Raw genomic sequence first — 26,491 nt, forward strand, 5'->3', positions numbered from 1 at the left:
ATCAGTGGCCATCAAGTGATGTAAATCATCCGGAAGAAGTTTTGAAGGCTTCTGCATATGCATGGTTGTCGGTGTAGATATTCAGCACACATTGCCTTGCGGTCTTAATCCACTTGGCAGGTACTGAAATGAATTTGAAGACAAACGTCTTGATACGGCTGGTTTCCTTGAGCCCGAACTTCTTCACTTCAATCCTTTGCATGATGGCCTTGTAGAAATTGCGTATCAGTGCCGTCAGGAGCAGGAACACGGTATTTTCCGCCATGAAGGATTTAGGCAGTCTGTCCCATCCAAACCCATTGTTCATGTCATCAAAGACGCGTTCCTTGCCACCGCGCATGTTATAGAACTCCACGATGTCCCTCATGGATGATTCGTAATCGTTGGTCAGGATGCAGCGGTATGTATATTCCCCCTCCCACAGGTCCGGTCCACTGCCCATGCGTCTCTGTCTCTGGATTACCAGGCGATACGGTTTGCCCTTCCACTTCTCAACGAGAATGGAGTTCAACTCAAACACGATGCCGTTTATCTCTTCCTTCTTCCACCCTCTGAGCGCGAAGATGTCATCATAGAGCGAGCAGCAGCGGTTGGCGCGTATGTAGAATGTCCTGCAATGCTTCCTGACCTCATCCACAATGTCTTCAGAGCATGAGCCGCAGTCGGCCCTGAAGCGTTTGACTGTCAGCTTCTTCTCTTCAAGTCTCTCCAAAATCCTCTTTAGCGTGTCCTTCTGGTGAAAGCGTACATTGGTGTTGCCGTCGCTGTTCTCTATGCCGACAATCATGTCGCCGATAACGGCCACACCGGACCTGTAACCAAGAAATTTCTTGTACGTGGGCTTTGCATCGTACTTCTCCGCCTCAATGAACTGGTGGTCAAAGTCAACGTCATACTCCCCGCCCTCTTTCAACTGCCCTGTGGACAACAGGCAATTCAGGAGCAATGTGTTGAGTGTGTCTGCCGTATTGAAATCATAGGACTTTCCGGCATCAGACGTGTATGAGATGTTTTCCCGGGTCAGTTCGTTTATTGCCCTAAGGATGGTGTCGGCGCTACAGGTGCGGAGTGTGGGGTGAAGGGAAAGATGACTCATTAAGTGGGCGGTGACATCCTCAACGCAAGAACCGCCGCAGAAGTAAACGCATAGGAGGGAGCGGATGATTTCGCTGTATTGATAACCATAGAGTTTGCATCTCAACCCAAGTGTTGAGTCAATTGTAGAGGAGAGAAGGGAGGTAAATTGCTCCATGATTGGAAATATGCCTCCAAAAGGAGTGAGTCTTTCGGATTTTATTGCTACCTTTGCCATGCCTGTTGCGGTTTTCTTTGTCTTTGGATTCGCAACACTAAGGTAAGTGAAAACGCTGACATGGCAAAAACCTGGGCAACAAAATGTTGCTCAGGAACTTATAAAAATAATTATCAATTATGTTGCGGAATTAAGGTTATACTCCCGTATTGGATAGTAGACGTGTTTCTCTTTGCGATGAAAATGATGTAAAGAGAGCCTTAGGATTAAGCGATGATGAAGTTAAGAATCCATTAGTTTGTGGCTATCTTCAGATGTACAAAGGAGATGCTGCTATAAAAGTCAAAGTCGTTCTCAACTCGCATTTCCTTATTGGTCCCGATGGCGCACACATCAATGTTTCTGGTATTTCAGGACTTGCTGCAAAAACGTCTTACTCAATGTTCTTACTCAAAGCTATTCAGGAAAAGTTTAGAACAGAAAAGGGGGAAACAGCTGCATTCGTTTTCTTTAATGTAAAAGGTCGTGACCTTATGGCAATAGACGAGCCGAACAAAGAGCTTCCACAAGCAGATATAGATATATATCGCAATACCTTGCAATTATCCGCACGCCCATTTGAAAATGTTACATATTACTATCCTTACAGTAAGGATAAAATGACAGAAAATGTTCAATCTTATGCACAGCCCTCGGACATTCGCTCTCAGATAGATGCAGGGAAAGCATTTATCTACAAATTCACATTTGAAAAATGTCAAGACAAACTAGACCTATTGCTAGCCAATGAAGACGATGCTACAGGTACCCTCGAAAGTTGCGTCAATTTTATCATAAATCAAGAGGGTAGTTTTAAAGGGGTTGAGAAGTGGTCTACATTTAATGAAAAGCTTTCAGAATATACACAAACGTCATCTACAATAGGAGCTAAGAAGTCTGATAAAGGAGAAATACTCGTAACCAGTTGGCGAAAATTTAAGCGCTGTATAAGCAAAGCTATTCAAAACGATGTTTTTGGTAAAAGCATTGTGGATGGTGAAGTTGACCTTACGGAAGAAATCTCAAATAATCTTCGAGATGGTAGAGTAATGGTTATAGATATCGCTCGCTTGGATGAAAATACGCAAAGCTTTGTATTTGGTAGTGTTGCAAGAGCTATTTATGACCTAAAGCTTGGAGCAGATCGAACAGACATTCCTGACAAAGTCATCCTTTTTGTCGATGAGCTTAACAAGTATGCGTCAAATGATGTACCTAAAAACTCTCCAATTCTTCGTCAACTCCTCGACATTGCAGAAAGAGGTCGTTCATTAGGTATTATCTTATTTTCTGTTGAACAGTTCAGAAGTGCAATTCATGACCGTGTAAAAGGGAATTGCGCTACGCATGCATATGGACGTACTAATGCCATAGAAGTATCAAAACCTGATTATCGATATATTCCAAAAGTGTACCAAAACATGATGACACGTTTAACTCCAGGTGAATATATTATTTCAAATCCTGCATTACGGTCGCTGGTAAACATTAAATTTCCTCGAAACGCTTACAAACAATACCCTAATGGATAACACTACTAATACATATCAGCCCATAGTTGGAAAGAATCTCATTGAAATACTTATGTTTTCAATGTATTCTGATTCTCTTATCATCTTTAGAGAGTATGTCCAAAATGCTTTTGACGCCATTGTTGAAGCAAAAAGACAAGGTATTTTGTCAAGCATAAAAGAAGGTCAGGTCTCAATTACGATAGACCCAGCTTCTCGGGAAATACATATTCTTGACAATGGCATTGGAATCAATGTTTCACAAGCGCAACCAATTCTTCTGAATATAGCAGATTCTCATAAAGACGGCATTGGTTTGGCTGGACAGTATGGCATTGGTCGCTTGGTGGGAGCAAAATATTGTAAACGCCTTATATTCAAAACAAGTGCAAAGGGAGAGAATAGATATACAGAAATTACTTTTGATAATGATTTAGCGCAAAAAATTATATCGAATAAGGAAGACAAAAGTACTGCTACCCAAGTGATTGACAGAATTACATCTGTAGCTGTTGGTGAAGAAGTTCCTGATAAGCATTATTTTGAAGTTAGAATGGAAGAAGTTTCTGAACGTCATAGAAATCTTTTGAATGTAGGTAAGGTTTCTGAATATCTTAAAGAAGTTGCGCCGATTGACTATATGTTAGAATTCAAAAACATGCTCTACAACCGATATCTCCCTATTCAATATAAGAGTCTCAATGAAGAATTAGACCATATTCGTTTAACTGTGAATGACGAAATTGATATAAGAAAACGATATGGTTTGACGATTGACGGCACTGGTGATGAGATCTCATCTCTCCAATTTTTCAAGTTCGAAGATAGCGAATTTGGCCTATTAGGTTGGGGGTGGTATGCAATAACTCCCTTTACAAAAGCCATTCCTGCCTCAGATGTTAATAAAGGTATTCGTTTAAGAAAAAGGAATATTCAAATTGGTTCAAAAGATTTGCTTAATCAATACTTTAGAGAGGCACGAGGTAATAATTATTTTTATGGTGAAATACATGCGGTACACCCAAACCTAAGACCGAATAGTTCGCGTGACGGCTTAACTCACACCCCTGAAGCTATTAAATTGTACGAATATATCCAAGAGTATTTTTCGGATCTGCAAAAGCTTTACCATTTAGCAAACGATGTTAAAAATCTCTCCAGAGATATACATTTGTCAGGGATTTCCACTCCTCAATCCGATAAAGATAGAAAAGAAATTCAAAAGAAAATTTCGTTCTCAGTTGAGCAATTCGACAAAATAAAAACAAAATATAAGAATGACGATAATATAGGAGAAGCATCAGACAAAGTTTTAGCTATTTATGGTGAAACCATAAAGAAAACTCTTGAGAACTTACCAACCGATATTTTACCGTCTAATGTTACTTCTTTAACAGATAGTGGCGATACGGTTAAGGGTGAAGCTACACCCATTGTTATGCCAACCACTGCTTTTATCCCGGAAGAAGCGACTCCTTCTGCTGTTACAGATATATTTGCACCTCTAAATAAAAAGTGTACTCCAGAAGAAGTTAAGCTTATTAGAAAAGTTTTTGCAATTCTTTCTCAAAATTGTCCTATTAGTCAGCGTACGATGTTTGAAACAATGAAAGAAAAAGCAATCAAACAACTCTGTAAATAATGGCACGTCCGAAAAAAATAAGAAAAGTATTACTATTAGAACCCAATTATGCAAATAAGTTTCCTCCTATTGGACTTATGAAAATAGCTACATATTATCGCAATTTAGGAAATTGGGATATTGTGTTCTATAAGGGTGACCTCAAAAGATTTATAGTTGAACAAATTAGCGAACATTGTATTGAAGAGCTAACTGAATTTTTAGTTGATATAGATTGGTATCTCAAAAAAGATGTCATTGTTGAATTTATCCGAACTCGAAAAAAAGAATATCTTGATACGTTAGTAGCCGGTAACGCTGAACTAAAAGATACAATTCTTCCTATATTGTCTTTTTATAAGGATTATTATTGGAAGGGCACGTGGAAAGATAACCCTGAATGGGATAGGGTTTATGTCACGACATTGTTCACTTTCTATTGGGATATTACTATTGAAACCATTAATTTTGCTAAACTTCTTGTAAAGAAGAAATCTGATTTAATGGTTGGTGGTGTTCTTGCGTCCATTCAGCCAAATGAAATATATCAAGCCACGGGAATTAAACCATATGTAGGCGTCCTTCAGACACCTGGACAACTCGACAAAGGTGATACTCAAATAATAGACCAGTTACCTCTTGACTATTCCATTCTTGACGAGATTGATTATAAATATTCAATGTCAAATGCTTTTTATGGCTATACAACTCGTGGTTGTATCAGACATTGTTCTTTTTGTGCAGTTCCTATTTTAGAGCCGAGCTATCAATCATATATTCCATTAAAAGAAAGAATTAACCTTATTCGTGAGCATTTTGGAGACCAAAAAGACCTTTTGCTTATGGATAACAATGTTTTAGCTTCTAAAGAATTTCCACAAATAATTCAAGATATAATTGATTGTGGATTTGGTAAAGGAGCGATGTTTACTCCACCGAATCAACTTGAAATTGCTATTAGAAATCTTAAAGTAGGCATAAACGACCGTGCATATATACGCAAAAGCCAATCTTTGATAATGGAGTTTTACGGAACGCTTAAGGACGAAGAATCTTTTGAAGTTTATAGGATAATTTCCAAATATCATATTGGGAAACTATTAACCTCAAAGAAAGAAAACATCTTATTAGCGTACCAACAAATAAAACCATATTACGACAAACATTTCAAATCGAGTTCTCAGTTAAGGTTTGTTGACTTCAATCAAGGAGTAGATGCCCGCCTTTTCAATGAGGATAATGTCAAATTATTATCTAAAATAGCTATTCGTCCCCTACGTATAGCTTTTGATAACATCAAGACTTTGCCATTTTACGAAAAGGCTATAAGGCTAAGTGTTAACGCAGGACTTAAAGATTTTTCAAATTATCTTCTTTACAACTTTGACGATAAGCCTATAGACCTATATCGCCGCTTAAAAATTAATGTAGAGTTTTGTGAAGAATTGAATGTAAGTATATATTCTTTCCCGATGAAATACCATCCCATTAGACCTGACAAAAATGGCGATGTGGATTATTCTCATAACAGAGACTTTATTGGGAAGTATTGGAATAGAAAATACATTCGTGCAGTACAAGCCATATTGAATAGTACGAAAGGGAAAATAGGGAAAGGTAAGGCATTCTTTTACAAAGCTTTTGGAAATGATGAAGATCAATTTTTAGAGCTCTTGGAAATGCCTGAAACATTCATTTTATATCGATTCTTCTTTGAATGGTTGGATAATAAACCGGGGGGATTTGGTACTGCTCATTGGCGAAAATGCTGGAACAGATGTATGTCTGAATCATCTGATACAGAAAAGTCGATGTTATTGGATATTATTCATCAAAACAAATTTAATTCAGTTTCAGAGCTTAGTGGTTTGTCGCAGCAAGGTCAAGAATTACTATTATATTACACGAACTTCCGCAAAGATATTATCACACCAGGAACTGAATTATATCGTTTGAAAAAAGAATATGATAGTAATCCTACGATAAAGTTAAAACGAAAGCTTTAAACATGGATACAACAAAATCATCTCAGACGTTCATAGACCCTATCAAAGAGGGTATGTTATCTGTACGTGCGCTTAATTGTTGCAAAAGTATTGGAGTAGAAAATCTCTTCCAATTGTTAGAATATGCAAAATCGAATGATTTGTATCATATTCGTAATTGTGGGCCTAAAACAATTTTAGAGTTACAAGACGCTATAAATAGATATAGCTCTGATACTCTGATAGATTCAGATAACCAAGATGACGCATTATCGAACTGTTTATCTTCACCAGTAGAAAGAATATTTGATGACTGTGTATTAAATTGCAAGGAAGATGTGCAGGAGCATTTTCTTAATGTATTTCCAAATGCAAAAACATTATATACGCAGTGTCTTTTAGATTATTCATCTATTTTTTTCCCTTTGCCGAATACCGTTTCAATAGAAACAGTATTCGAGTGCTGGCAATTGGGGTATGACATCTTTAACAAAACATCGCAAATTATACCACCAAACTTTATCAGCAAAGTTAATTCATTTGGATCCAAATTATCTAATTGTCTTGGCTTAATAAATGAACATTTTATTGGAGCTAAGGTCGAGTTTATATTATCTCGTTTGTCCGTGTCACTTATTGAAGTCCTTAATAATGAGTTTGAACGTATAAAAGGACAACTTTCAACGAGAGCAAGAAATATATTAGAAAAAGAACGAATAACCGCTAAAACGATAATACAGTTTTGTAATGGGCTTGTGGATTATCGTAATATTCGTTGCTGCGGTAAACAAACTGCGTCTGATATCATCGTTGCATACAGCTCTTTCTATGAATTCCTTATTCAATTAGCAAACTCTTCACCTGAAAAATGTAACGAAATAATCATACGAACTAAATACCAATTTCTTAATGATGAGGAGGCTAAAGAAATAATTCATTTTTATGAGGAATATGGTCATCTGCCATTTTTCAAATTAGTCTACTTGTATTTTACAAGATCGAATGATAGACAAGATGTTATTTATGATAGAGCAAAAGGTATTACTAAATCCCTACAATCATTAACTGATATTGCGAGTGAATTTTGTTTATCGAGAGAACGGATTCGTCAGATTGTGAGCCATTATTCGCCATCTTCAATACTAAATGATATTATGACTTTACTTGATGGTCAATTTTATCCGTTCTTAAAAAAGGATTGTATTAATCCATCAGAAGTATATCCTATTATTTCAAATACAGAATTTGCACAACTTAATGAATTTTCCGAAGATGCCTTTGTGGGTATATTGTCTCTTTCTAAAGAATTTAAGTCTTTAATTTTTGGGGAGAAAACGCTTATTATAAGTACAACGGCATTTGATTCATTCGATTTCGGAGCATCTATCAAGGATATTTCTAACACGCTTTCATCAAAAACGACAGAAGACGTAACATTACCGATAAGCATTTTTATTAATAATTACATCATTAACAATTCTTTTTGTTATCAAAAGATAGAAAATATTGTAGCTTATATAGTAAAATATATGTTTGAAATTGATGTTGAACAAAATAATAATATCCTGCTAAAACGAAATGCTATTGATGTCGAAGACGAATTCTGCAAAATCTTAGAAAATATTGGCAAGCCTTTATCTTTTGACGAATTGTGTTTGAGGTTATTAGACTCGCATCCTACAATATCCTATGCCCCAGGGACATTAAGAAGTTTCCTGTTTAATTCTGATAGAATCACAGCTATTGGTAAGACATCTATCTATACATTAAAAAAATGGAATGTTAGCAATTTAACTATACGAGGGCTAATTCATCAAATTCTTGAAGAAAGTGATACACCTCTTTCTCTTGACGATATTGTTGATTTCTTGGCTATCAAAGGACGGAACACAAATAGGAATAGTGTTAATAGTAATATTTTGCTCGATGACAAATATAATTTTGTGAAATTTGAAGGTGGGTTAGTAGGTCTTGAATCTAAGAAGTATGCTACATCATATATTCAAATCGATCGTTCATCTGTATCTCGTAAATCATTTGATGAAAGGATTGTTGATTATCTTGACTATATAGATACAAATCATCATATTCCTTTTGCTTCATCTGACGATGCTGAAGCATCACTAAATCGGTGGTATAATAATGTGCTCAAGGGAGTTCTTGATGTTACAGAAGAGCAAAAGAACCGTTTAGAAACAGAGCTTTCTAAGCGAGAAGAATATATAATGACTTCAAGTGAGTTCTCTTTTATTGAGAAATGTAAAGACTTAAAATATTTTGTAAGTTCCAAATATGAGCTACCAACTAATAAAACAGATGCTTTACTTTATAATTGGTTCTCGAAAATAAGAAAAAAATCATTTAAGCTTACTCCCAAAAAGGAGAAAGCATATAAAGATTTAATACAATTTCTATCTAATTACGGGTTTTACATAGAAAACTGACATCAACTCTTAGGTTTTGGATTCCATTTTTTTAGTGCTTGGGGTGTAACCAAGAATTGGTTTCGGGATACTACTGTTTCCGTTCCACGACTATCCCTTTCCTACGGGCTTGTTTGTCCCAGAATTTTGTAACTCAGACTAGTTGAAGCGGTAGACAGCAGATGATATTTTTTTCTTTCGCTTCGGTATCATACTAATGCAAGGACCTTGTTCAATATATTCTCTCAACGGACTATAGTCGGGGATTTCCTTTTCACCATCGTCGTCCCGGTTCCTCCAGGATGATAGTTTGGGGAATTGGGGTATTCTCGAACAGGATGCGGTTAAGCAGCCCATTTTTTTCGAACCTTTTTTCCAGAAGCTCGTGCACATGCTTGATCTGTGTGGCCCCGATGATGTTTATACATGGATGCTCAATGGAATAGGGTGCTTATCCTGGGAATGTCCAAAGCATCGTCTCTCCATGCAGTCAGAAGCTGTTCTATGAGCTGCTCGTTCGTATAAAGGTTGGCGGAATTGAACATCCCCATGAATTCGTTTACTAGAATGGCCATGCTTCTCGGGTTGTTGTGGTGGATCAGCAAAATCGATTCGGGAGAGACTTCCTGTTTCACGTTTGCTCCCTGCTTGACCAAATCTCTATGGTAATCATAAATCAGATATTGCAGATCCACCTTTTTGCTTTTGAATATCTATGGTAAAATTTTAGATTTTATTGCAAAACGTTGCAATAAACTATTGCGGCTGCAAGTTTTTTTGCAACACTCACGATCGTTTGTTTAGTCTTATTTTGATTTTTATTTTTCTGAGATACAGATAAATGTATATATATGTCTGTCTGTATGTATCGCTGTATTGGCCTGCGTTTTGGTCTTTTACATAATGAAACCTGTTGCGCAACACGGTGTAATTAACGGAATTATTACACTAAAAAAACAGAACTCATTATGATACAGATAGACAGGGAGACATTCCAGATGATGCTCCAAAAGATAATGGAACGGTTCGACAGAATCGAAGCCAGATTGAACCGTATGAATCGGCAGACAGCAGCCCTTGAAGGGGACAAGTTGCTCGACAACCAGGATATGTGCGAATTGCTTGGCGTTACAAAACGCACTCTTGCCCGTTATCGACAGAAGAAACTGGTGACTTACTATATGATTGATGGGCGTACCTATTACAAGGCTTCGGAAGTGGAGGAGTTCCTTAACCGGAAAGGAAAAGTTTTGCCCGCGAAAATAAAAAAGGAACTTGGGATTCAAACTTGATTCGGTGGCGTTTGTGCGGATATATGGATTCTGGACGAAATAACTGTCCGATTTATGAGATAGAAAAAATATAGTCCGTCTGTGGTCTGGTAAAAGATGTATGGATGAAGAAGTAGAAAGGCTATCTGGCGGTATTTGAATTTATGTATGATGAACGTATATTTTAAAGAAACGACCTTATTATAAGGCCGTTTCTTTGTTTAGATAAATATAAATTCCACTAATTCAACGAAATCTTATTCGCCGTCTCTCGCTTCTTGGAGTTAACTAAATCAGCATAGATTTGTGTCGTGGTAACATTCTTATGCGTCAGCATCTTTGATACTGTGTAAATGTCTGTGCCTAAAGAGATTTGGATGACTGCATACGAGTGCCTAAAGCAGTGGAACAGAATACAGGAAGCAAGTAGATGAAGGGATGAGAAAGGGAAACGTAATCGGTTGAATATGAGCAAAAGTTCTGTTTTTTGCTGAGATAATGGAAAGCAAAAATGGACAGGATATTGCAGGTATTCAGTTACCAGAATGTTAGCTCCCCAGTTACCTGAGCCGAATAGGTAACAGACTGAACAATACAGAATCTGTCACAGAGGCTATTATTCACTGTATGTCAGCATTTTGCATATCAAAGGACGCTTATAAAATAGGTAATTTTGCCATAAAAAAATAAGCGTATGAAAGTAGAAAAATTTAAGGTGCTGCTCTATCTGAAAAAGAGCGGTCTTGACAAATTCGGAAAGGCTCCGATAATGGGGCGAATAACGGTGAACAACACGATGGCACAATTCAGTTGTAAGCTGTCATGTACTCCGGAGTTATGGAATCCAAGAGAAAGCCGACTGAATGGAAAGAGTAAAGAAGCCGTTGATATTAATGCAAAAATTGACCGGCTCCTGCTTTCTGTCAATTCTGCATTTGATTCACTTGTAGAACGTAAGATTGATTTTGACGCGACTGCCGTAAAAGAGCTTTTCCAGGGAAGTGTGGAAACCCAGATGACTCTGTTGAAACGGCTTGATATGCATATAGAGGATATGCGTTCAAGAATCGGTATTGATGTGGCGAAAAGCTCCATGTCAACATACATTTACACCCGCAGGTATCTTGGAGAATTTATTCAAAAACGATTCAAGACAAGTGATGTCGCTTTTGGACAGTTGAATGAACACATTCCTTGGGAGTTTCAGAATTATATTCTGAAGGACAAGGGACTTGCGGTAGATACGGCAAGACATTATCTGGCCATCCTGAAGAAAATCTGCCGGATGGCATTTAAGGAAGGATACGCGGAAAAGCGTTATTTTGTGAATTTCAAACTACCCCAAGAGCACCGTAAACCACCACGGGCTTTGAGCCGCGAAGATTTTGAGAAGATCCGTGATGTCGTAATACCACCGGAAAGAGTCACTCATAACATAGCCAGAGATTTATTCCTCTTCGCCTGTTATACAGGAGTCCCATATGCGGATGCGGTTTCAATTACCCGAGAGAATATATACAAGGATGATAAGGGCGATTTGTGGTTAAAGTATCTGAGAAAGAAAAATGATTATCAGGCACGCGTCAAATTGCTGCCGGAGGCTATCGCTCTAATAGAAAAATATCGTTCGGATGAAAGGGAAGAGCTTTTCCCGATGATACACCATCCCAATATGCGACGGCACATGAAAGGTTTGCGTGATTTGGCTGGCATAAGCTGTGATTTGGTCTATCACATGGGAAGACATACCTTCGGAAGTTTGATAACCCTTGAGGCTGGTGTTCCCATTGAAACAATCAGCAAAATGCTGGGCCATACCAATCTGACTACTACCCAGCTTTATGCAAGGGTAACTCCTAAAAAACTTTTTGAGGATATGGATAAATTCATCGAAGCAACAAGTGATATGAAACTGGTATTATAAAATCAAAAAAGAAAGAATCATGAGAAGTACATATAAGCAACTATATTATATAAACCGTGGTAAAGTCAAATCTGACGGGACCACATCAATCATGTGTCGTATTACAATAGACGGAAAGGCTGTTGCATTATCGACCGGGTTATATTGCGAGCCGGAAGAGTGGAACAGCAAGAAAGGAGAAGTCAAAAACAACAGACTGAACGGAATGCTTTGTGAATATAAAAAACGCGTAGATGAAACTTATGCTGAACTATTGAAAGTGAATGGAGTTATCAGTGCGGAACTTCTGAAAACAGCCATGACAGGAACTGCCGACATCCCGAAGTACATATTACAGGCAGGGGAGGTGGAACGGGAAAATCTGAAAATCCGTTCCATTCAAATAGATTCAACCTCCAGTTACAGGCAATCAAAAATGTATCATTACTATCTGGGGGAATACATCCGTTCTCTGGGTAAGGAGGACATGCTTTTTACAGATATTACCGAAGAGTTTGGCGCCAATTTCATTTTGTATCTGAAAACAAATTACCCTCATAAACCATCATACCGTAACCATTGTCTTTGCTGGCTGAAACGTCTGGTCTATCTTGCTGTTGACAACGGAATCTTGAGATATAATCCTTTGGATGATATAAAATATGAAAAGAAGGCACCTACAAAGCTCATGTATATAAGTAAGAACCAGCTTCAGGAGATAATGAGCCATCCAAAACCGGATCCACTACAGGAACTTGCAAGAAGAACCTTTATATTTTCATGTTTTTGCGGTTTGGCTTACGTTGATGTACGCAATCTCTATCCGCATCATATAGGTACAACTGCGGAAGGACGGAAATATATCAGAACATACCGCAAGAAAACAAGCGTTGAGTCATTTATACCATTGCATCCGGTAGCTGAGCAGATTATGTCCTTGTATAATACGACAGATGATAGTAAGCCTATCTTCCCGTTACCCATACGGAGTATGATTTGGTTTGAGATACATGAATTGGGATTTTCGCTTCAGTTCAAGCATAACTTGTCATACCATCAAAGCCGTCATACTTTCGGTACCATGATGGTTTCTGCCGGAGTTTCCATGGAAAGCATCTCAAAGATGATGGGACATACAAATATCAAAACTACACAAGGATACGCAAAAGTTACAGATGATAAGATTTCAGAGGATATGGATAAACTGATAAAAAATAGAATTGATACAAAGATATTTACTCGGTAATAATCAAATCTGTATATTTGTGATAATCCACATAAAAGCGTAATATTTATGGATAGAAAGGTGTATTATATAAATATGCATAACAATATTAATAAATTAGTAGCATATAATATTAATATTGAAGGCGATTATTTATGTCCTTTGTGTTTGAATACCTACAAAGAACAGGATGTTAGGAATGTACTTACAGAAGAGGATGTTCCACAACATTCTTTAGGAGGGAAACGTATAGTTCTTACTTGTAAGAACTGTAATAGTACTTGTGGTTCAGAAATAGATATTCATTTATTAAATGCAATAAAATTGAGAGAACAACATTTATTCCTTCCTGATGAAAAAAGGAAAATACATATTGAAAAGAATGGTAAAATATTAAATGCAGATCTTCAAGTTGATGAAGATAGAACAATCAAATTGTTGGTTAATACCAAAAAGAACAATCCGAAAGTATGGGCTGATTTTCATGATAACATATTACTGCCTAATGAATTAGTTAATATTGAAGATTTGCCTTTAAAAAGAGATGAACGTAGAATTTCAGCTGCTCTAATTAAAAATGCCTATTTATTGCTTTTTGCAAGAACTGGTTATTCCCTTTTATATGATACATATTATGATGATTTAAGAAAACAAATTTTAGATCCAGATGTATTTCATCTCCCTGATAGGTTATGGACTATACAGAATATTTCGATTCCAGATGGCATATATTTGACACAGGATAATAAATATCGTGGATTTTTTGTAATATATACGCTTGAGCTTAAATTTAAATATCGTGTATGTGTTTTAATACCTACTCCTATGATACCGTATTTAGCAGCAACAAAAGAATTAGAAAAAATAGACGCACATACTCGAATAAAAATATTGAGTTTGCCAGATCTTGATTATTTAAATAATGATGAGGCCATTAAAAGATTAAGAGAATGGTGCTATAGTTGGAAAATGAAATTATAAAGATAATATAACTTGTCAGTCGCCCATTTCCTCGCCGTCCATAGAAGTTAGTACAGACTCTATTGAAAGCGAAAAGGTCGAGCGGCTGTGCCGTTTCGGGCAGAATCTTCCTCTTTCAGAGCGTATTCAGCCCGAAAACCTTTTCCCTTTCACGTCTGTACAATGGACGCCGACGGCAGCGGAAACAAGCGACTGACGGAAAAGTCAGAAGAAAAAGACAAAACAGCATATAGATTGGTTCAAATAGGGTCCAATTCTATATGCTGTTATTTTATCATTTTGGAAGGCTATTTTATAGAAACACAACTTAAATGGGCAGGCGGTCAACTGCGCTCCCTCCAGAAAAATCAAAATCCTTGCGTGTTCTTTGTGGGACGTTTGGGACATTACCTCCTTTTGTATCTGTACGCCTCCTTGTACCCTTTCATCAGTGTCTTTTCTATGTCGGAAGCCCGGTAGAGAATCTTGCCGCCTACCTGTGTGTAAGGCAGAATGCCGTTGTTGCGGTAGTCCTGCAGAGTTCTTCGGCTTACTTTCAGCAGGAATGCCACTTCCTTGTCCGTCAGCAATTCATCGTCATAGGTAGACGGTTGCCGTTTTTCCAACACTTTTTCGAGCAGAGCCAGCAGCCTGTCGAAATTCGAGTGGAACGCCTTTACCCACTCGTGGTCCTTTTCTCTGATTTCATTACTCATATGCTCTTGATATTGGGTTATACATTATTCTTGAAATTCTCTCAAATGGTTTTGCCTTTCCAACGGGCTTCCTTCCGTTTGTCCTCCACATTACCGACTACTCGCTCCACATCATCAGGACGGTAGTAAGTCCGGTTCCCGATTTTAGTAAAGGCAAGCGTTCCGTTATCCCTCAAGGTCTGCAAGGTTCTCGGGCTGATACGCAATCTACGGCAGACCTCGTGGTTGTCCATCCATTCACTTGTTTCCTTTTCGCCATGTTCACGGCACAGACTTTCCACCCGCTGCACGAAACGATCCAGCTTGGCGGCAATCTCCTCGAAAGTCCTTTTTTCAAAGCTGATGATTTCCATTGTCTTCTTTATTTTCTAGTTAAACATATATTCAAAATTCCGGAACAGGACAGGTCTTTTACAGCCGATATTCCATCATGTCTCATTGTCCTATTCTCGGCAGGAAATGTGACTGTTTTATCCTGTTCCCACTGCAAATAAAAGCAGTAGAAATCACACTGCAATGGATTTTCAGACCGGTGACGATGCGTTACCCGGAATGACATCATGTTACATATCAACCGCATACAATGAGCCTTCTTCATAAACGGAATCCGCTTGAACAATCCGGTATGGAAGAATCACTCCGGCAAATCACGGCAGGCAGCACCGACCGCCCAATCAGTATAGTGCACGAGATTACATAATTGCCACGATATCTCCATTCGCTTGATTCTGTTCACTATACACATTTCCTTTGTTCACGACAACGAGTCAAGGTGCGCACCGAGACCAGTGAGTAAACCGATTAAAATCAAAAATGTATGGTAACAAAAAAGAAATTGACCAAAGAGGAATGGGAGGCTATGACAGGTACGGACATGTCATTCATACTCCCGTCAGATGGCGGCATTGAAACTGCCCTGGAATCATCCTTGAATGATTCCGGAAATAGAGAACAGGCAAAGTCTGTAGAACAAGTCGAAGTTCCATTCGAGCCCCAGCAATCGCCAACAGGAAGAGAGGAAGGCATTCCTCTTTCTCAGCGTCGTATAAGCAGCAGGCAGAGGAAACTTTCTCTGGACGAATACCGGAAAGCCTTTCTTCAGGTCCCGAGAATCGAAGACCGCAAACCCGTGTTCGTAAGCGGTGAGGTACGTGACAGGCTGGACGAGTTTGTCCGCAGGTTGGGAGGACGCAAAATGAGTGTTTCCGGACTGCTTGAGAACATCGCCCGGCAGCATCTTGAAATCTATTCGGAAGACTTCGAACAGTGGAGAAAGCTGTGACATTTTCCGGAATGACTGACTTGCTTACTGACTCCAGTCATTACAGTATTCAGACAGTCAGTAGCCGACCTGAGGGAGTAACGGACAAAACTTCAGTTTTGGAAGTTAGCGAGGTTATCTTTCGGGCATCCCGAAAACCCTCGCTCCACTCCCGAAGAGTGGAGGCAATCCGCTCCCGGTGGTCGCAGATTGTGAGAAAAAGAATAATCAGAAATCAAACGAAGAAAATATGAATGACAAAAAGAAAAACAGACCGAGGGGACGCCCCAGAGTAAGCGGAGTATGCAAACTCAGCAAAGCTGTTACAGTGAAATTCTCCAAGATAGACTATGAACGGTTGTGCCGACGCAGCAGACAGGCCAACCTCACGTTGGCGGAATTTCTCCGCATATCAGCTTTTGAGACGATGATAACGGCAAGGCACTCTGCCGAGGAGACTGCCGTCATACGCAGCCTCACGGGTATGGCGAACAACCTGAACCAGCTGACCCGTCTGTCCCATCAGGCCGGATTCCACCGTACCCAAAAGACGGTGACAGAACTCCTGCAGAAGCTCAAGGAGATTATTGTCCGGTACAGGCACGGAGAAAGGAGGCCGTCATGATTGGCAAGATCAAGAAAGGGAAATCCTTCGGCGGCTGTATCCGCTATGTGATGGGCAAGGACAACGCGGAAATCATTGACTCAGATGGCGTATTGCTAGGAAATATCCGGGAAATAACGGACAGTTTCAACTACCAGCGGGAGCTTAATCCAAAGATCAAACAGCCTGTCGGACACATTGCATTGAGCTTCAAGCCTGAGGATAAGACATTGCTGACAGATGAATTTATGGCTAAAATAGCCCAGGAATACATGGAACTGATGGGGATACAAGACACTCAGTTTATTCTTGTAAGACACCATAACACGGACAATCCGCACTGCCATCTGGTCTATAACCGCATCGGATATGACGGCAAGGTAATCTCTTCACAAGGCGACTACAAGCGTAATGAAATCGCCACGAAACTGCTTAAGGACAAGTACGGGCTGACATACGCCGAGGATAAGGGCAAGACCAACGTGAAGAAACTCCATACTTCGGAGCGTGTGAAATACGAAATCTTCAATGCCGTCAAGGCAGCTTTGAAGCACTCCAAAACATGGAAAGAGTTCAACGATTATCTGATTCGTCGAGACATCAGGCTGGAATTTGTAAAGCGTACCAGGGAGATAAAAAGGCCGGAGGACATACAGGGAATTCGGTTCACCAAGGACGGGCAGACCTTCAAGGCTTCACAAATCAGCCGGGAGTTCAGCTTTGCCAGACTAAATGCCCAATTGGGCTGGAAGCCTTTGGAATCCCAACAGGAATCAGAACGGAAAGTGCAGCAAAGGATACCGGACAGAGGGCATCTTCTCGAAAGTACGGGACCTGGACTGTTCAGTTCTACAAACGGTACCGCTCCCGAAGAACCGTTGCCACAGGAAGAACTCTTGCGCAGACGCAGGAAGAAGCGACAAAAAAGGAAAGGTTTCGGATTGTAGTCCGTCCTTTCCCATTCAAATTATTCATGAACATTAAAATTGCAGGAATATGAAATTGGAAGAATATATCGAGAGCATCTTCGGATGCCTGGAAAGAATCGAGAACAAAATCAACGGGTTGTCCGTCCCCTTGCCGGAAGGCAACAGCCCGACAGTTAATAATAAACAGGATGAGTCCGTGCTGAATGAAGTCCGGAATGGCCATGAGACATTCCGTAAATTGTTGGCTCGCGTGTACGAAGGTCTTGCCGCCATCAAGAACGATATGGTTTCCATGGACAGGAAAAACTCGTCACAGGAAAGGCTTGGACAGGTCTTGTCGGAAATGCGTAATGAACAGCGGCAGAACCAGGAGAAAGTGGAAACCCTGTTTTATGAGACCAATGACACAATCAGGAAGAATGCCGTCAAGACAAGCAACATCAACCATCATTTCAGCCTGAGCTTGGAATCCCCGTACATCCTTGGGAGTTTTTCCGTGATGTTCGCGGCAATCGTGGCCCTGTCCGTGGCTCTCTATTTTTCGGCGAGAACAGATAACGAGCAGGCAGATAATGATCTGAAGTACCGTTATGTCAAGATGAAAGGAGAGGCTACCCCCGAGCAACTCGCGGAACTTGATAACCTCTTTGGACCGAACCGGGATAACGGACTGATCAAACAGATGCTTGAGGACGTGGAAGCCTACGAGGAAGCGGTACGGAAACAGGCCACCCTGACCGAGCAGGCACGGCTGAAAGAACAGGCCGCGAGAGAACTGGACAGCAAGGCGAAGTCCATCAAGGACAAGTTTATTATTAACGAGGCTAAAAAATAGTGTCTCAATTAGTTGTAACAGTCAAGACTTATTTTGGTGTTCTTGTCCTTTCCCGACATGAAGCAACCAGAGTAAGTCTTGAATAACAGAAAAAGTCAGCAGATGAACAGTCAGCTTCACAACTTTTACTTTATTAAAGATTATTTTTCCGTAAGGTTCTTTGTTTATTTCTATTTTGATTGAAGAATATGCTAAAATTTATCTGTAAACGATATTTTTTATAACTAACACGACATATTCTCATCCAAAATATCTAACTTTGCACAAAAATTATAAGATAAATGGACTATCACTTGAATAAGATAAAGGTCGTTCTTGCCGAGAAGAACAAGTCGAATAAGTGGTTAAGTGACCAACTTGGAGTATCTCCGACAACGGTATCCAAGTGGGTGACAAATACTTGCCAACCACCTATAGAAACATTTATGAGAATAGCTCAATTATTGAACGTTAATTTAGACGACCTAGTTCGTTATGAAGTGTTGTTCCCGCAAAAGCAAGAATAGTATATGAGATATAGTTTTTCAGGTCATGAATCCTTTCATTGCAAACCATTATGGCTTAAGAAAGGATTTGATCATCTTAACGAGGGTCACACATTTCTTGACGACAATGCTGTAGTAGAATTGGGCGTAGGGAAAAATATGGTCGCATCGATAAGGTTTTGGATGAAAGCCTTTGCTTTAACTGATAGCGACAAGCTTACTATGTTGTCCCATTTAATTTTCTCCAATAATGGATTTGATCCATTCTGCGAGGATATTGGCACATTATGGCTTTTGCATTATCAACTTGTAACAACGCATGTTGCAAGTATATATGACCTGACTTTTACAGAATTTCAGCGTGAACGTCGAGAGTTTGACAAAGAGCAGTTGTTGGGCTTTATACATCGCAAATGTAATGTACTTGAACAGAAAAATGTCTACAATGAAAATACTGTAAAGAAGGATATCTCTGTAATGCTACAAACATACGTTCCACCAACGAACCTAAAGCAATTAGAGCATTTTGGAGCAATGTTTATCGGACTTAGCCTTATTATTCCTATTGACGATGGCAGGTATCGTTTTGCTGAAACTGATTCGACATCTCTTCCCAATGAGATAATGCTATTTGCAATTATAGATATAAAAGGCAATGACAAAACTGTGTCATTTGATAAAATACAATATCTTAGTTTATTATTCTGCATGCCTGTTGGAATTATATTAGAAAAGCTTATGGCTATTGCTGCCAAGTATCCGGACTATATAGATTATAATGACAACAGTGGTATTCGAAATCTCTTTTTTAAACATGAATTGGACAAATACGAAGTCCTTAATCAATACTATTCTAGATTATGAAATACACTCCATCTGTAAATATTGAATATGGTATAGACAAGGACTTCAAATACATTGTCACGCCTAATGCACAGCAGGTTATAGGAAATATCATTTCTTCATTTCGTGCTGGCATGCATACATTCTCTTTAATAGGGACATATGGAACTGGTAAGTCAAGTTTTTTGATGGCATTAGAACGCGACTTAAATGAAGGGACAACAGAACTTGTGTCCGATAAAAGTGTTTTTGGGAAGTTTGACGGTTTTGAATGTCTAAACATATTAGGTGATTACAATTCTTTATCAAATCTATTAGCGGATAAGTTAAACTGTGGGTATTCTCTTGATACTAAAAATATTTTTAATGCACTTTCCAACCGATACCAAAATTGCAAGAAACAAAATAAGCTATTACTGATAGTTATAGATGAATTTGGCAAAGTGCTTGAACACGCTAGCAAAAATAGTCCAGAAAAAGAATTATACTTTTTACAGCGATTGGCAGAATTTGTCAATACTTCGACAAGACAAATCATTCTACTAACAACGCTACATCAGAATTTTGGGGCGTATGCCACTGGTTTGTCAGAAACACAAAGGAATGAATGGACAAAAGTTAAAGGACGTTTTAAAGAGATTGTTTTTTCTGAGCCTGTCGAACAGTTGCTCTATCTTGCATCTGAACAATTATCAGGACGGTTTAGACTTTCTGACAACAAAAAGGCTGTTCAAAAAAGGATAATATCTGCAGCTATTGCAAGCAACTTTGTAAATAAGTCGCTAACCGAAGATGTTATTGACAAACTTTCGCCGCTAGACACGCTCTCTGCCATGTGTATTACTAAAGCTATACAGAAATATGGCCAAAATGAACGTACTCTATTCTCATTTCTAACAGCAGAAGGTAGTAACTCTATAAACGATTTTATTGAAACAGACAATTGCACATACAATCTTTCTATAGCCTATGATTATTTGATATATAATTTCTTCTCTGCTTTATCAGAAATAAATTCAGATACAGCAGCATGGACAAGTATGAGAGTGGCAATAGAACGAGTTGGAGGTGGAGAACTAAAAGATGAATATATCGAAGATGCTATAAAAATTGTAAAGGCAATAGGTATGCTCAACTTATTTGGAACAGCATCAACGAGTTTGTCTAAGTCATTACTAATGGATTATGCAAGGTTCGCTATGAATATTGAGAATCCAGAAGCAGTACTTAAACAACTTGAAATTCATAAAATAGTAAGATATGCTTCATACAAATCTTCATACATTTTATTTGATGGAACAGACATTGATCTTGAAGATGAACTATACAAGGCTGCAAGTATAGTTCCATATCCTCAAGCAACAGTTGATGATCTTGCTCCATACATACAACAGCGAGCTCTTGCCGTATCGGAAGCATACTATCAATATGGCACTCCTCGATACTTTGAATTTATTGCCAAAAATGAGCCTGAAATAATGTATCCGGCAAACGATATTGATGGTTATGTTCAAATGATATTTCCATTAGAAGATGGTTGTTTTGAACGAACACTAGCTATTTCACGAGAATGTAAAGTAGCCAATCTGTACGCTGTATTCCTTAATGTTGACGAGATAACACGTCATTTGTATGAGATACAAAAACTCACATTCATTCAAATAAATGTAATCATAGATGATAGGGTGGCACGAAGAGAAGTCCAAAATCATATTAAATACGAGCAAGGATTACTTAATGCTGCTATCAATGATATTATGACCACATCTAATGATAAAGTGGTATGGATATATAATGGTGAAGTCATAAAAGTTAAGTCATATAGAGAACTCAATAAGACTTTGACTAAAATATGCCGTGAGGTGTATTCATCTACTCCTATTATAAAGAATGAATTATTTAATAAACAGAAATTGAGTTCTTCCATTTCATTAGCACGGATAAAGTTACTTGATGCGATGATTGAAAACCACGACAAAGAAGATTTTGGTTTTCCGGAAGATTCATTTCCACCAGAAAAAACAATATATTATACCCTTTTCCGCAAAACAGGTATCCATCGTATTAATGAAGAAGGACAATATGTTCTTGATACTCCAATCGGCGAAGAACTAATAGACCTTTGGAATGAGTGTGAGTCATTTGTAGCATCTACTATTGAGAAGCCAAGGAAGATTATAGAACTTATTAAGATTCTAAAAACACAACCTTTCAAGCTAAAACAAGGCTTTTTAGAATTCTGGATTCCAGTATATTTGTTTATTCGTCAACAAAATTTTGCTATTTATAATAGCAATGGAGCTTTTGTCATGAGTATCAACAAGGAATTCTTTGAGTTGTTGCAAAAGAAACCTGGTGATTTCTCAATTAAGGCTTTTAATGTCAATGGAATAAAAACCGAATTCTTCAAGAAATACCAACAGTTTTTGAATAAGAATAGTGATACTAAATTATCGACATCATCGTTCATTGCTACATTCAAGCCGTTCCTTGTATTTTATAAGAACCTTAATGACTACGCCAAATCCACGAACAAGTTCGAACATAAGTCTACTGTTATGTTCCGTAATGTTCTTGCAACAGCAAAAGATCCTGAAAAGGCTTTTTTTGAAGATATTCCACAAGCATTTGGTTATCGAGATAGCGAACTTAATGGGAATAATGATGTACTTGATAATTATATTACACTAATAAAAGGTGCTGTTAGGGAATTAAATACTTGCTATGATATGTTGATTGATCGAATTGAGCGACATATTATTGAACAAGTATCTTTACCTGAGACTTACGAAGAATATAAGCCAGCTATAGAAGAACGCTATGCTGGGGTGAAGAAGCATTTGCTGACAACAAAATGTAGAACTTTTCTCGAACGTTTACTCGCTCCATCTACCACCAAGAGAGAGTTTATTGAAAAAATTTCAAATGTGGTTATAGATAAACGACTTGTTCAAATTAAAGATAAAGAAGAAGAATACTTATTGGACAACATTGTGTTCTTGTTTCACGAACTCGATCAGTTTGTATCTATTTCTGCTTTGGATAATGGCAAAGATGAAGTTTATAATATAGATCTGGCATCAAATCAGAATGTCGCGTCACATTTCAAAACATACATATTGCCGGACTCTAAAAAAAGTAAAGCGGATCAGATTATTGAAAAGATAACCAAAAATCTTTCGGGGGATGCCGATTTGGATATTTGTGTGTTATTAAAATTATTAAATAAGCGATTAAGTTAATGAAAGTAAGGCATATATTAGGTATATCTGGAGGAAAAGATAGTGCGGCTCTAGCTATTTATATGAAAGATAAGTATCCAGATCTGAAGATTGAGTATTATAATTCCGACACTGGTTGTGAGCTTGAAGAGACCGAAATACTAATCGATCGTCTTGAATCGTACCTTGGGGGAATTACTCGCCTTCGTGCGGCCGCTGGTAGTACAGAACCGACTCCATTTGAACATTTCTTGAAAGCATGTGGTAATTTCCTTCCTTCGCCACAAGCAAGGTGGTGTACGCAAAAGATGAAACTTCAGGAAATGGAAAAATTTGTTGGGGATGAGCCAGCCATTTCTTATGTAGGAATACGTGGAGACGAAGAACGAGATGGATACATTTCCACAAAACCAAATATTCAAGCAATATTTCCATTCAGACGTAATATCTGGAGTCTAGATGTAATTAATCTATTCTTCAACAAAGAAAATATATCCAAAGTTGTTGAGATTTATAGAAATGTCTGCCCTGATATTCACGACCTTGACGAAGCCATCAGAATTTTAGAGACACCTCTAACTAAAAAATTCTATTATAGTAAGAAACTCAATGCATTGCTTGATTTGGATGTCAAAGTATTCAATAAGGCCGTCTTTGAATTTCTTAAAACAACATCTCTACCTGTAGGGCAATTAGACAAATTTCCACTAGTAGATAACGATGATATTATAATAAAAGACGATGTTTTCTCAATCCTAGAAAACAGTGGTGTTGGCGTGCCTGGATATTATAAACCTATTGAGTTCGAGGTGGATGGACAAATTGGCACTTATAACCGTAGTCGTTCTGGTTGTTACTTTTGTTTTTTCCAGCAAAAGATAGAATGGGTATGGCTCTATGAACAGCATAGAGATTTATATATGAAAGCCATGGAATTTGAAAAAGACGGTTATACCTGGAACCAATCTGAGAGTCTAGCTGAATTATGTCGTCCAGAAAGAATACGCCAAATTAAACTGGAAGCTATAAGAAAACAGCAGGCACAAAAGAAGCAAGGAGATGGCACTCTCCTTAGTCAAATAGATGATAATGACGAAATTCTTTGTATGAATTGTTTTATATAAAAGGAATATGCTAAAAAACGATGTAAAATGGCCGAATAGTAGGCGATACAAATCGCATGGAGAGTGGGAACCTATAGGTTTCTTCTCCAATTGTTTGTGCAATGCTACAAGGTTTGACTTAAAACTCGGCTTTTTCTCATCATCTGCTATAAATATTCTATCCGACGGTTTTGCCACTTTTCTATACAATGGTGGACGAATGCGTTTAATAATTAACGATATTCTTTCTGAACAAGATAAATATGCTTTACTGCAAGCTAAAAATGAGCATTATATTATCCCGGCATTACCGTTAACAGATCTTGTATCTCTCAAAGAAATTTTATCAGAAAGAGGAAGACATTTCTTTGATTGTATTGCGTGGTTGATTAAAAATGAGCGCATACAAATAAAAATCATATCACCCAAAGGGAGCAATGGAATATCTCACACAAAATGTGGACTGTTTGCTGATGCAACAAATAAAGTTGCTTTTGATGGCAGCTGTAACTTTTCACGGACAGCGCTTATCGAGAATTGTGAAAGCATTACAGCCTTTTGTGATTGGGATTCACCTTCTGATAAATTTAAGGTAGAGGATGTCGAAGATGACTTTCTACAAACATTTCTTGAAAAGGACGATACAGTTGAGTATCTTGATGCCACAGAAATACGAACTAATATTTTATCTGCATTTCCAGATAAAGAACTCAATGACTTGCTTAAAGACGAAGCGAAACTGCTTTCTGACCAATCAATTTCAAATCTCCCCTTGTCTGTACAAAGGGCTTTACAACGTGCTAAAAACAAAGTAAATAATGTTATTAAACACATTGAAGATGAACGTATAAAGGCTTATACGGAAAAGACAGAGCCTCATTTCCCATATTCTTCAGGTCCTCGTGACTATCAAGTGCAAGCTTTCGAAAATTGGAAAAACAATAAGCAAAAAGGTCTATTTGCGATGGCTACAGGAACTGGCAAAACACTAACATCACTAAATTGCTTGTTGCAGATTTATAACAAGTCAGGGTATTATAAGGCTATAATACTTGTGCCAACTATAACACTTGTTGAACAATGGGAAGTGGAATGTCGTAAGTTCTATTTCAATAACATTGTAAAAGTATGTTCTAAATATCCATCATGGCAGTCTGAAATTGACCGCATAAAACTTAAAGAAACTATTGATCCAGATAATGCATCATATGTAATTATATCTACATATGCATCATTCGTAAGAGATAAAGTATTCAAAGAATTCGCTACATTACCTAAAAAGCGATTATTATTAATTGCTGATGAAGCACACAATATGGGATCTGGACGAATACTAGATAAACTTGATGGGATTCCCTTCCTGCGCAGAATTGGACTGTCCGCAACGCCAGAACGGCAGTTCGACGATGCGGGAACGGCACGCTTATATGAATTCTTTGGAGCGAGTGACAAATTCACATTTGAATATACAATGCAAGAGGCTATAGATAATGGGTTCTTATGCCGATACTACTATTATCCCCATATTGTCCGTTTGACTGATGCGGAAATGGCTGAATATATGAAGATTTCTTTGAAACTTGCAAAAATGTATAATAACAGCCGGAAAGACTTCAAAAAAAGTGATGATATTTTGAAGATATTATTGCTAAAACGGAAACACATAATCCATAAGGCAATAAATAAGGAAAAAGTATTTCGTTCAATTATACATGACCGTTTTGTAGAAAAAGGCGACTTGAAGTACACATTGGTTTATGTTCCCGAAGGGAATAGGCCAGACGATAATAATTCCGATATATATGATGACATAGATATAGTACAAGATGATGATTTTTCAAATCACATTATTGATAAATTTACTCGTATTGTGCAAGAAGTAAGTCCAACTACAACTGTCAAGAAGTTTACATCGGACTCGACAAACAGAGATGAAATTTTAACTGCTTTCGCGAATGGAGATTTAGAGGTTCTAACATCTATGAAGTGCTTGGATGAAGGTGTAGATATACCAAGGAGTGAACTTGCAATTTTCTGTGCAAGTACGGGAAATCCTCGTCAATTTATTCAAAGGCGTGGCAGAATACTACGTACACATAAAGATAAAAAATTTGCTTATATTCATGATTTAGTGGTTGTTCCAGAAGTCAGTTCTGCCGCCGAATCATTTAATATGGAACGCAACCTCTTAGCCGGAGAAATAAGACGAGTAAAAGACTTTGCACTCCTTAGTGAAAATGCATATAGTTCTGTACAAGAGTTGGACGATATCCTTGAATATTATAATCTTTCAATTTTTTAGAT

The 26,491-nt window shown here is 38.1% G+C and carries 21 protein-coding genes and 1 pseudogene; 17 read left to right on the forward strand and 5 right to left on the reverse strand.

From position 1 onward, the window contains the following. Window positions 1-25: 25 nt before the first annotated feature. Window positions 26-1,312, reverse strand: a complete 1,287-nt coding sequence (locus BARVI_RS12165) for an IS1380-like element IS615 family transposase (protein ID WP_007567149.1) — start codon at window positions 1,310-1,312, stop codon at window positions 26-28. 149 nt (window positions 1,313-1,461) lie between these two features. Here BARVI_RS12165 and BARVI_RS12170 point away from each other — a divergent pair, with 149 nt between their 5' ends. Genes BARVI_RS12170 through BARVI_RS12185 form a run of 4 tightly spaced genes read left to right on the forward strand, consistent with a single transcriptional unit; the run spans window position 1,462 to window position 8,852 of the window. Next, complete coding sequence (locus BARVI_RS12170) at window positions 1,462-2,823, forward strand: ATP-binding protein (protein ID WP_025279459.1); 1,362 nt, start codon at window positions 1,462-1,464, stop codon at window positions 2,821-2,823. Beyond that, the gene (locus tag BARVI_RS12175) at window positions 2,816-4,444 is read left to right on the forward strand and encodes an ATP-binding protein (RefSeq protein WP_025279460.1); all 1,629 of its coding nucleotides are present in this window, start codon (window positions 2,816-2,818) and stop codon (window positions 4,442-4,444) included. Before BARVI_RS12170 ends, BARVI_RS12175 begins: the two co-directional genes overlap by 8 nt. Then, window positions 4,444-6,429: a hypothetical protein gene (locus BARVI_RS12180; RefSeq protein WP_038534395.1), complete on the forward strand. Its 1,986-nt coding sequence runs from the start codon at window positions 4,444-4,446 to the stop codon at window positions 6,427-6,429. The genes BARVI_RS12175 and BARVI_RS12180 overlap by 1 nt, the downstream gene beginning before the upstream one ends. Before the next feature lie 2 nt (window positions 6,430-6,431). Further along, entirely contained in the window at window positions 6,432-8,852 is a 2,421-nt protein-coding gene (locus BARVI_RS12185; protein WP_084547058.1) for a DNA-directed RNA polymerase subunit alpha C-terminal domain-containing protein, read from the forward strand. Between the two features lie 413 nt (window positions 8,853-9,265). On the opposite strand, the gene BARVI_RS12190 is transcribed toward BARVI_RS12185, so the two are convergent. Beyond that, on the reverse strand, window positions 9,266-9,526 hold the full coding sequence (locus tag BARVI_RS12190) for a hypothetical protein (RefSeq protein WP_025279463.1): 261 nt from the start codon (window positions 9,524-9,526) through the stop codon (window positions 9,266-9,268). A gap of 273 nt (window positions 9,527-9,799) precedes the next feature. On the opposite strand from BARVI_RS12190, the gene BARVI_RS12195 reads away from it, so the two are divergent. Continuing rightward, on the forward strand, window positions 9,800-10,123 hold the full coding sequence (locus tag BARVI_RS12195; RefSeq protein WP_025279464.1) for a helix-turn-helix domain-containing protein: 324 nt from the start codon (window positions 9,800-9,802) through the stop codon (window positions 10,121-10,123). A 220-nt stretch (window positions 10,124-10,343) separates the two neighbouring features. Here the strand turns inward: BARVI_RS12195 and BARVI_RS13550 are convergent. Further along, window positions 10,344-10,517 (reverse strand): annotated as a pseudogene (locus tag BARVI_RS13550) (tyrosine-type recombinase/integrase); the annotation flags it as partial. 279 nt (window positions 10,518-10,796) lie between these two features. On the opposite strand from BARVI_RS13550, the gene BARVI_RS12200 reads away from it, so the two are divergent. From BARVI_RS12200 to BARVI_RS13450, 3 genes are read left to right on the forward strand one after another with little or no spacing between them, the layout of a single operon-like run. Then, on the forward strand, window positions 10,797-12,026 hold the full coding sequence (locus BARVI_RS12200; protein ID WP_025279465.1) for a site-specific integrase: 1,230 nt from the start codon (window positions 10,797-10,799) through the stop codon (window positions 12,024-12,026). Window positions 12,027-12,045: 19 nt separating this feature from the next. After that, window positions 12,046-13,251 (forward strand): site-specific integrase, encoded by a 1,206-nt coding sequence (locus BARVI_RS12205; protein WP_025279466.1) that lies wholly within the window; start codon window positions 12,046-12,048, stop codon window positions 13,249-13,251. A 48-nt stretch (window positions 13,252-13,299) separates the two neighbouring features. After that, complete coding sequence (locus tag BARVI_RS13450; RefSeq protein ID WP_055167405.1) at window positions 13,300-14,211, forward strand: hypothetical protein; 912 nt, start codon at window positions 13,300-13,302, stop codon at window positions 14,209-14,211. A 386-nt stretch (window positions 14,212-14,597) separates the two neighbouring features. On the opposite strand, the gene BARVI_RS12215 is transcribed toward BARVI_RS13450, so the two are convergent. Both BARVI_RS12215 and BARVI_RS12220 read right to left on the reverse strand, forming a co-directional pair. Further along, a complete protein-coding gene (locus BARVI_RS12215) occupies window positions 14,598-14,906 on the reverse strand; it encodes a helix-turn-helix domain-containing protein (protein ID WP_025279468.1) in 309 nt (102 codons plus the stop codon). Window positions 14,907-14,947: 41 nt separating this feature from the next. Next, complete coding sequence (locus BARVI_RS12220; protein ID WP_025279469.1) at window positions 14,948-15,259, reverse strand: helix-turn-helix domain-containing protein; 312 nt, start codon at window positions 15,257-15,259, stop codon at window positions 14,948-14,950. A gap of 464 nt (window positions 15,260-15,723) precedes the next feature. Here BARVI_RS12220 and BARVI_RS12225 point away from each other — a divergent pair, with 464 nt between their 5' ends. The 9 genes from BARVI_RS12225 (at window position 15,724) to BARVI_RS12265 (ending at window position 26,489) form a co-directional block, all read left to right on the forward strand. Further along, on the forward strand, window positions 15,724-16,188 hold the full coding sequence (locus tag BARVI_RS12225; protein WP_025279470.1) for a DUF3408 domain-containing protein: 465 nt from the start codon (window positions 15,724-15,726) through the stop codon (window positions 16,186-16,188). A gap of 229 nt (window positions 16,189-16,417) precedes the next feature. Next, complete coding sequence (locus tag BARVI_RS12230; protein WP_025279471.1) at window positions 16,418-16,792, forward strand: plasmid mobilization protein; 375 nt, start codon at window positions 16,418-16,420, stop codon at window positions 16,790-16,792. Then, window positions 16,789-17,718: a relaxase/mobilization nuclease domain-containing protein gene (locus BARVI_RS12235; protein ID WP_025279472.1), complete on the forward strand. Its 930-nt coding sequence runs from the start codon at window positions 16,789-16,791 to the stop codon at window positions 17,716-17,718. The genes BARVI_RS12230 and BARVI_RS12235 overlap by 4 nt, the downstream gene beginning before the upstream one ends. 49 nt (window positions 17,719-17,767) lie before the next feature. Beyond that, on the forward strand, window positions 17,768-18,535 hold the full coding sequence (locus BARVI_RS12240; protein WP_025279473.1) for a hypothetical protein: 768 nt from the start codon (window positions 17,768-17,770) through the stop codon (window positions 18,533-18,535). A 281-nt stretch (window positions 18,536-18,816) separates the two neighbouring features. Next, window positions 18,817-19,041: a helix-turn-helix transcriptional regulator gene (locus BARVI_RS12245; protein WP_025279474.1), complete on the forward strand. Its 225-nt coding sequence runs from the start codon at window positions 18,817-18,819 to the stop codon at window positions 19,039-19,041. A 3-nt stretch (window positions 19,042-19,044) separates the two neighbouring features. Continuing rightward, entirely contained in the window at window positions 19,045-19,884 is an 840-nt protein-coding gene (locus BARVI_RS12250; protein WP_025279475.1) for a DUF4007 family protein, read from the forward strand. Then, window positions 19,881-23,105, forward strand: coding sequence for a hypothetical protein (locus BARVI_RS12255; RefSeq protein ID WP_025279476.1), 3,225 nt, complete (start codon window positions 19,881-19,883; stop codon window positions 23,103-23,105). The genes BARVI_RS12250 and BARVI_RS12255 overlap by 4 nt, the downstream gene beginning before the upstream one ends. Continuing rightward, a complete protein-coding gene (locus BARVI_RS12260) occupies window positions 23,105-24,208 on the forward strand; it encodes an adenine nucleotide alpha hydrolase family protein (RefSeq protein ID WP_025279477.1) in 1,104 nt (367 codons plus the stop codon). The genes BARVI_RS12255 and BARVI_RS12260 overlap by 1 nt, the downstream gene beginning before the upstream one ends. A 7-nt stretch (window positions 24,209-24,215) precedes the next feature. Beyond that, the gene (locus BARVI_RS12265) at window positions 24,216-26,489 is read left to right on the forward strand and encodes a DEAD/DEAH box helicase family protein (RefSeq protein ID WP_025279478.1); all 2,274 of its coding nucleotides are present in this window, start codon (window positions 24,216-24,218) and stop codon (window positions 26,487-26,489) included. Window positions 26,490-26,491 lie beyond the last annotated feature (2 nt).

Origin of the sequence: Barnesiella viscericola DSM 18177, assembly GCF_000512915.1 — a bacterium.
Lineage (GTDB): Bacteria > Bacteroidota > Bacteroidia > Bacteroidales > Barnesiellaceae > Barnesiella > Barnesiella viscericola.

What these genes read in the sequence shown, in the direction of transcription:
- BARVI_RS12175 (WP_025279460.1), top strand. Translation starts at nt 2,816, where the DNA reads ATGGATAACACTACTAATACATATCAGCCCATAGTTGGAAAGAATCTC.
- BARVI_RS12245 (WP_025279474.1), top strand. Translation starts at nt 18,817, where the DNA reads ATGGACTATCACTTGAATAAGATAAAGGTCGTTCTTGCCGAGAAGAAC.
- BARVI_RS13450 (WP_055167405.1), top strand. Translation starts at nt 13,300, where the DNA reads ATGGATAGAAAGGTGTATTATATAAATATGCATAACAATATTAATAAA.
- BARVI_RS12230 (WP_025279471.1), top strand. Translation starts at nt 16,418, where the DNA reads ATGAATGACAAAAAGAAAAACAGACCGAGGGGACGCCCCAGAGTAAGC.
- BARVI_RS12240 (WP_025279473.1), top strand. Translation starts at nt 17,768, where the DNA reads ATGAAATTGGAAGAATATATCGAGAGCATCTTCGGATGCCTGGAAAGA.
- BARVI_RS12200 (WP_025279465.1), top strand. Translation starts at nt 10,797, where the DNA reads ATGAAAGTAGAAAAATTTAAGGTGCTGCTCTATCTGAAAAAGAGCGGT.
- BARVI_RS12215 (WP_025279468.1), bottom strand. Translation starts at nt 14,906, where the DNA reads ATGAGTAATGAAATCAGAGAAAAGGACCACGAGTGGGTAAAGGCGTTC.
- BARVI_RS12255 (WP_025279476.1), top strand. Translation starts at nt 19,881, where the DNA reads ATGAAATACACTCCATCTGTAAATATTGAATATGGTATAGACAAGGAC.
- BARVI_RS12195 (WP_025279464.1), top strand. Translation starts at nt 9,800, where the DNA reads ATGATACAGATAGACAGGGAGACATTCCAGATGATGCTCCAAAAGATA.
- BARVI_RS12225 (WP_025279470.1), top strand. Translation starts at nt 15,724, where the DNA reads ATGGTAACAAAAAAGAAATTGACCAAAGAGGAATGGGAGGCTATGACA.
- BARVI_RS12250 (WP_025279475.1), top strand. Translation starts at nt 19,045, where the DNA reads ATGAGATATAGTTTTTCAGGTCATGAATCCTTTCATTGCAAACCATTA.
- BARVI_RS12185 (WP_084547058.1), top strand. Translation starts at nt 6,432, where the DNA reads ATGGATACAACAAAATCATCTCAGACGTTCATAGACCCTATCAAAGAG.
- BARVI_RS12220 (WP_025279469.1), bottom strand. Translation starts at nt 15,259, where the DNA reads ATGGAAATCATCAGCTTTGAAAAAAGGACTTTCGAGGAGATTGCCGCC.
- BARVI_RS12165 (WP_007567149.1), bottom strand. Translation starts at nt 1,312, where the DNA reads ATGGCAAAGGTAGCAATAAAATCCGAAAGACTCACTCCTTTTGGAGGC.
- BARVI_RS12265 (WP_025279478.1), top strand. Translation starts at nt 24,216, where the DNA reads ATGCTAAAAAACGATGTAAAATGGCCGAATAGTAGGCGATACAAATCG.
- BARVI_RS12180 (WP_038534395.1), top strand. Translation starts at nt 4,444, where the DNA reads ATGGCACGTCCGAAAAAAATAAGAAAAGTATTACTATTAGAACCCAAT.
- BARVI_RS12260 (WP_025279477.1), top strand. Translation starts at nt 23,105, where the DNA reads ATGAAAGTAAGGCATATATTAGGTATATCTGGAGGAAAAGATAGTGCG.
- BARVI_RS12205 (WP_025279466.1), top strand. Translation starts at nt 12,046, where the DNA reads ATGAGAAGTACATATAAGCAACTATATTATATAAACCGTGGTAAAGTC.
- BARVI_RS12235 (WP_025279472.1), top strand. Translation starts at nt 16,789, where the DNA reads ATGATTGGCAAGATCAAGAAAGGGAAATCCTTCGGCGGCTGTATCCGC.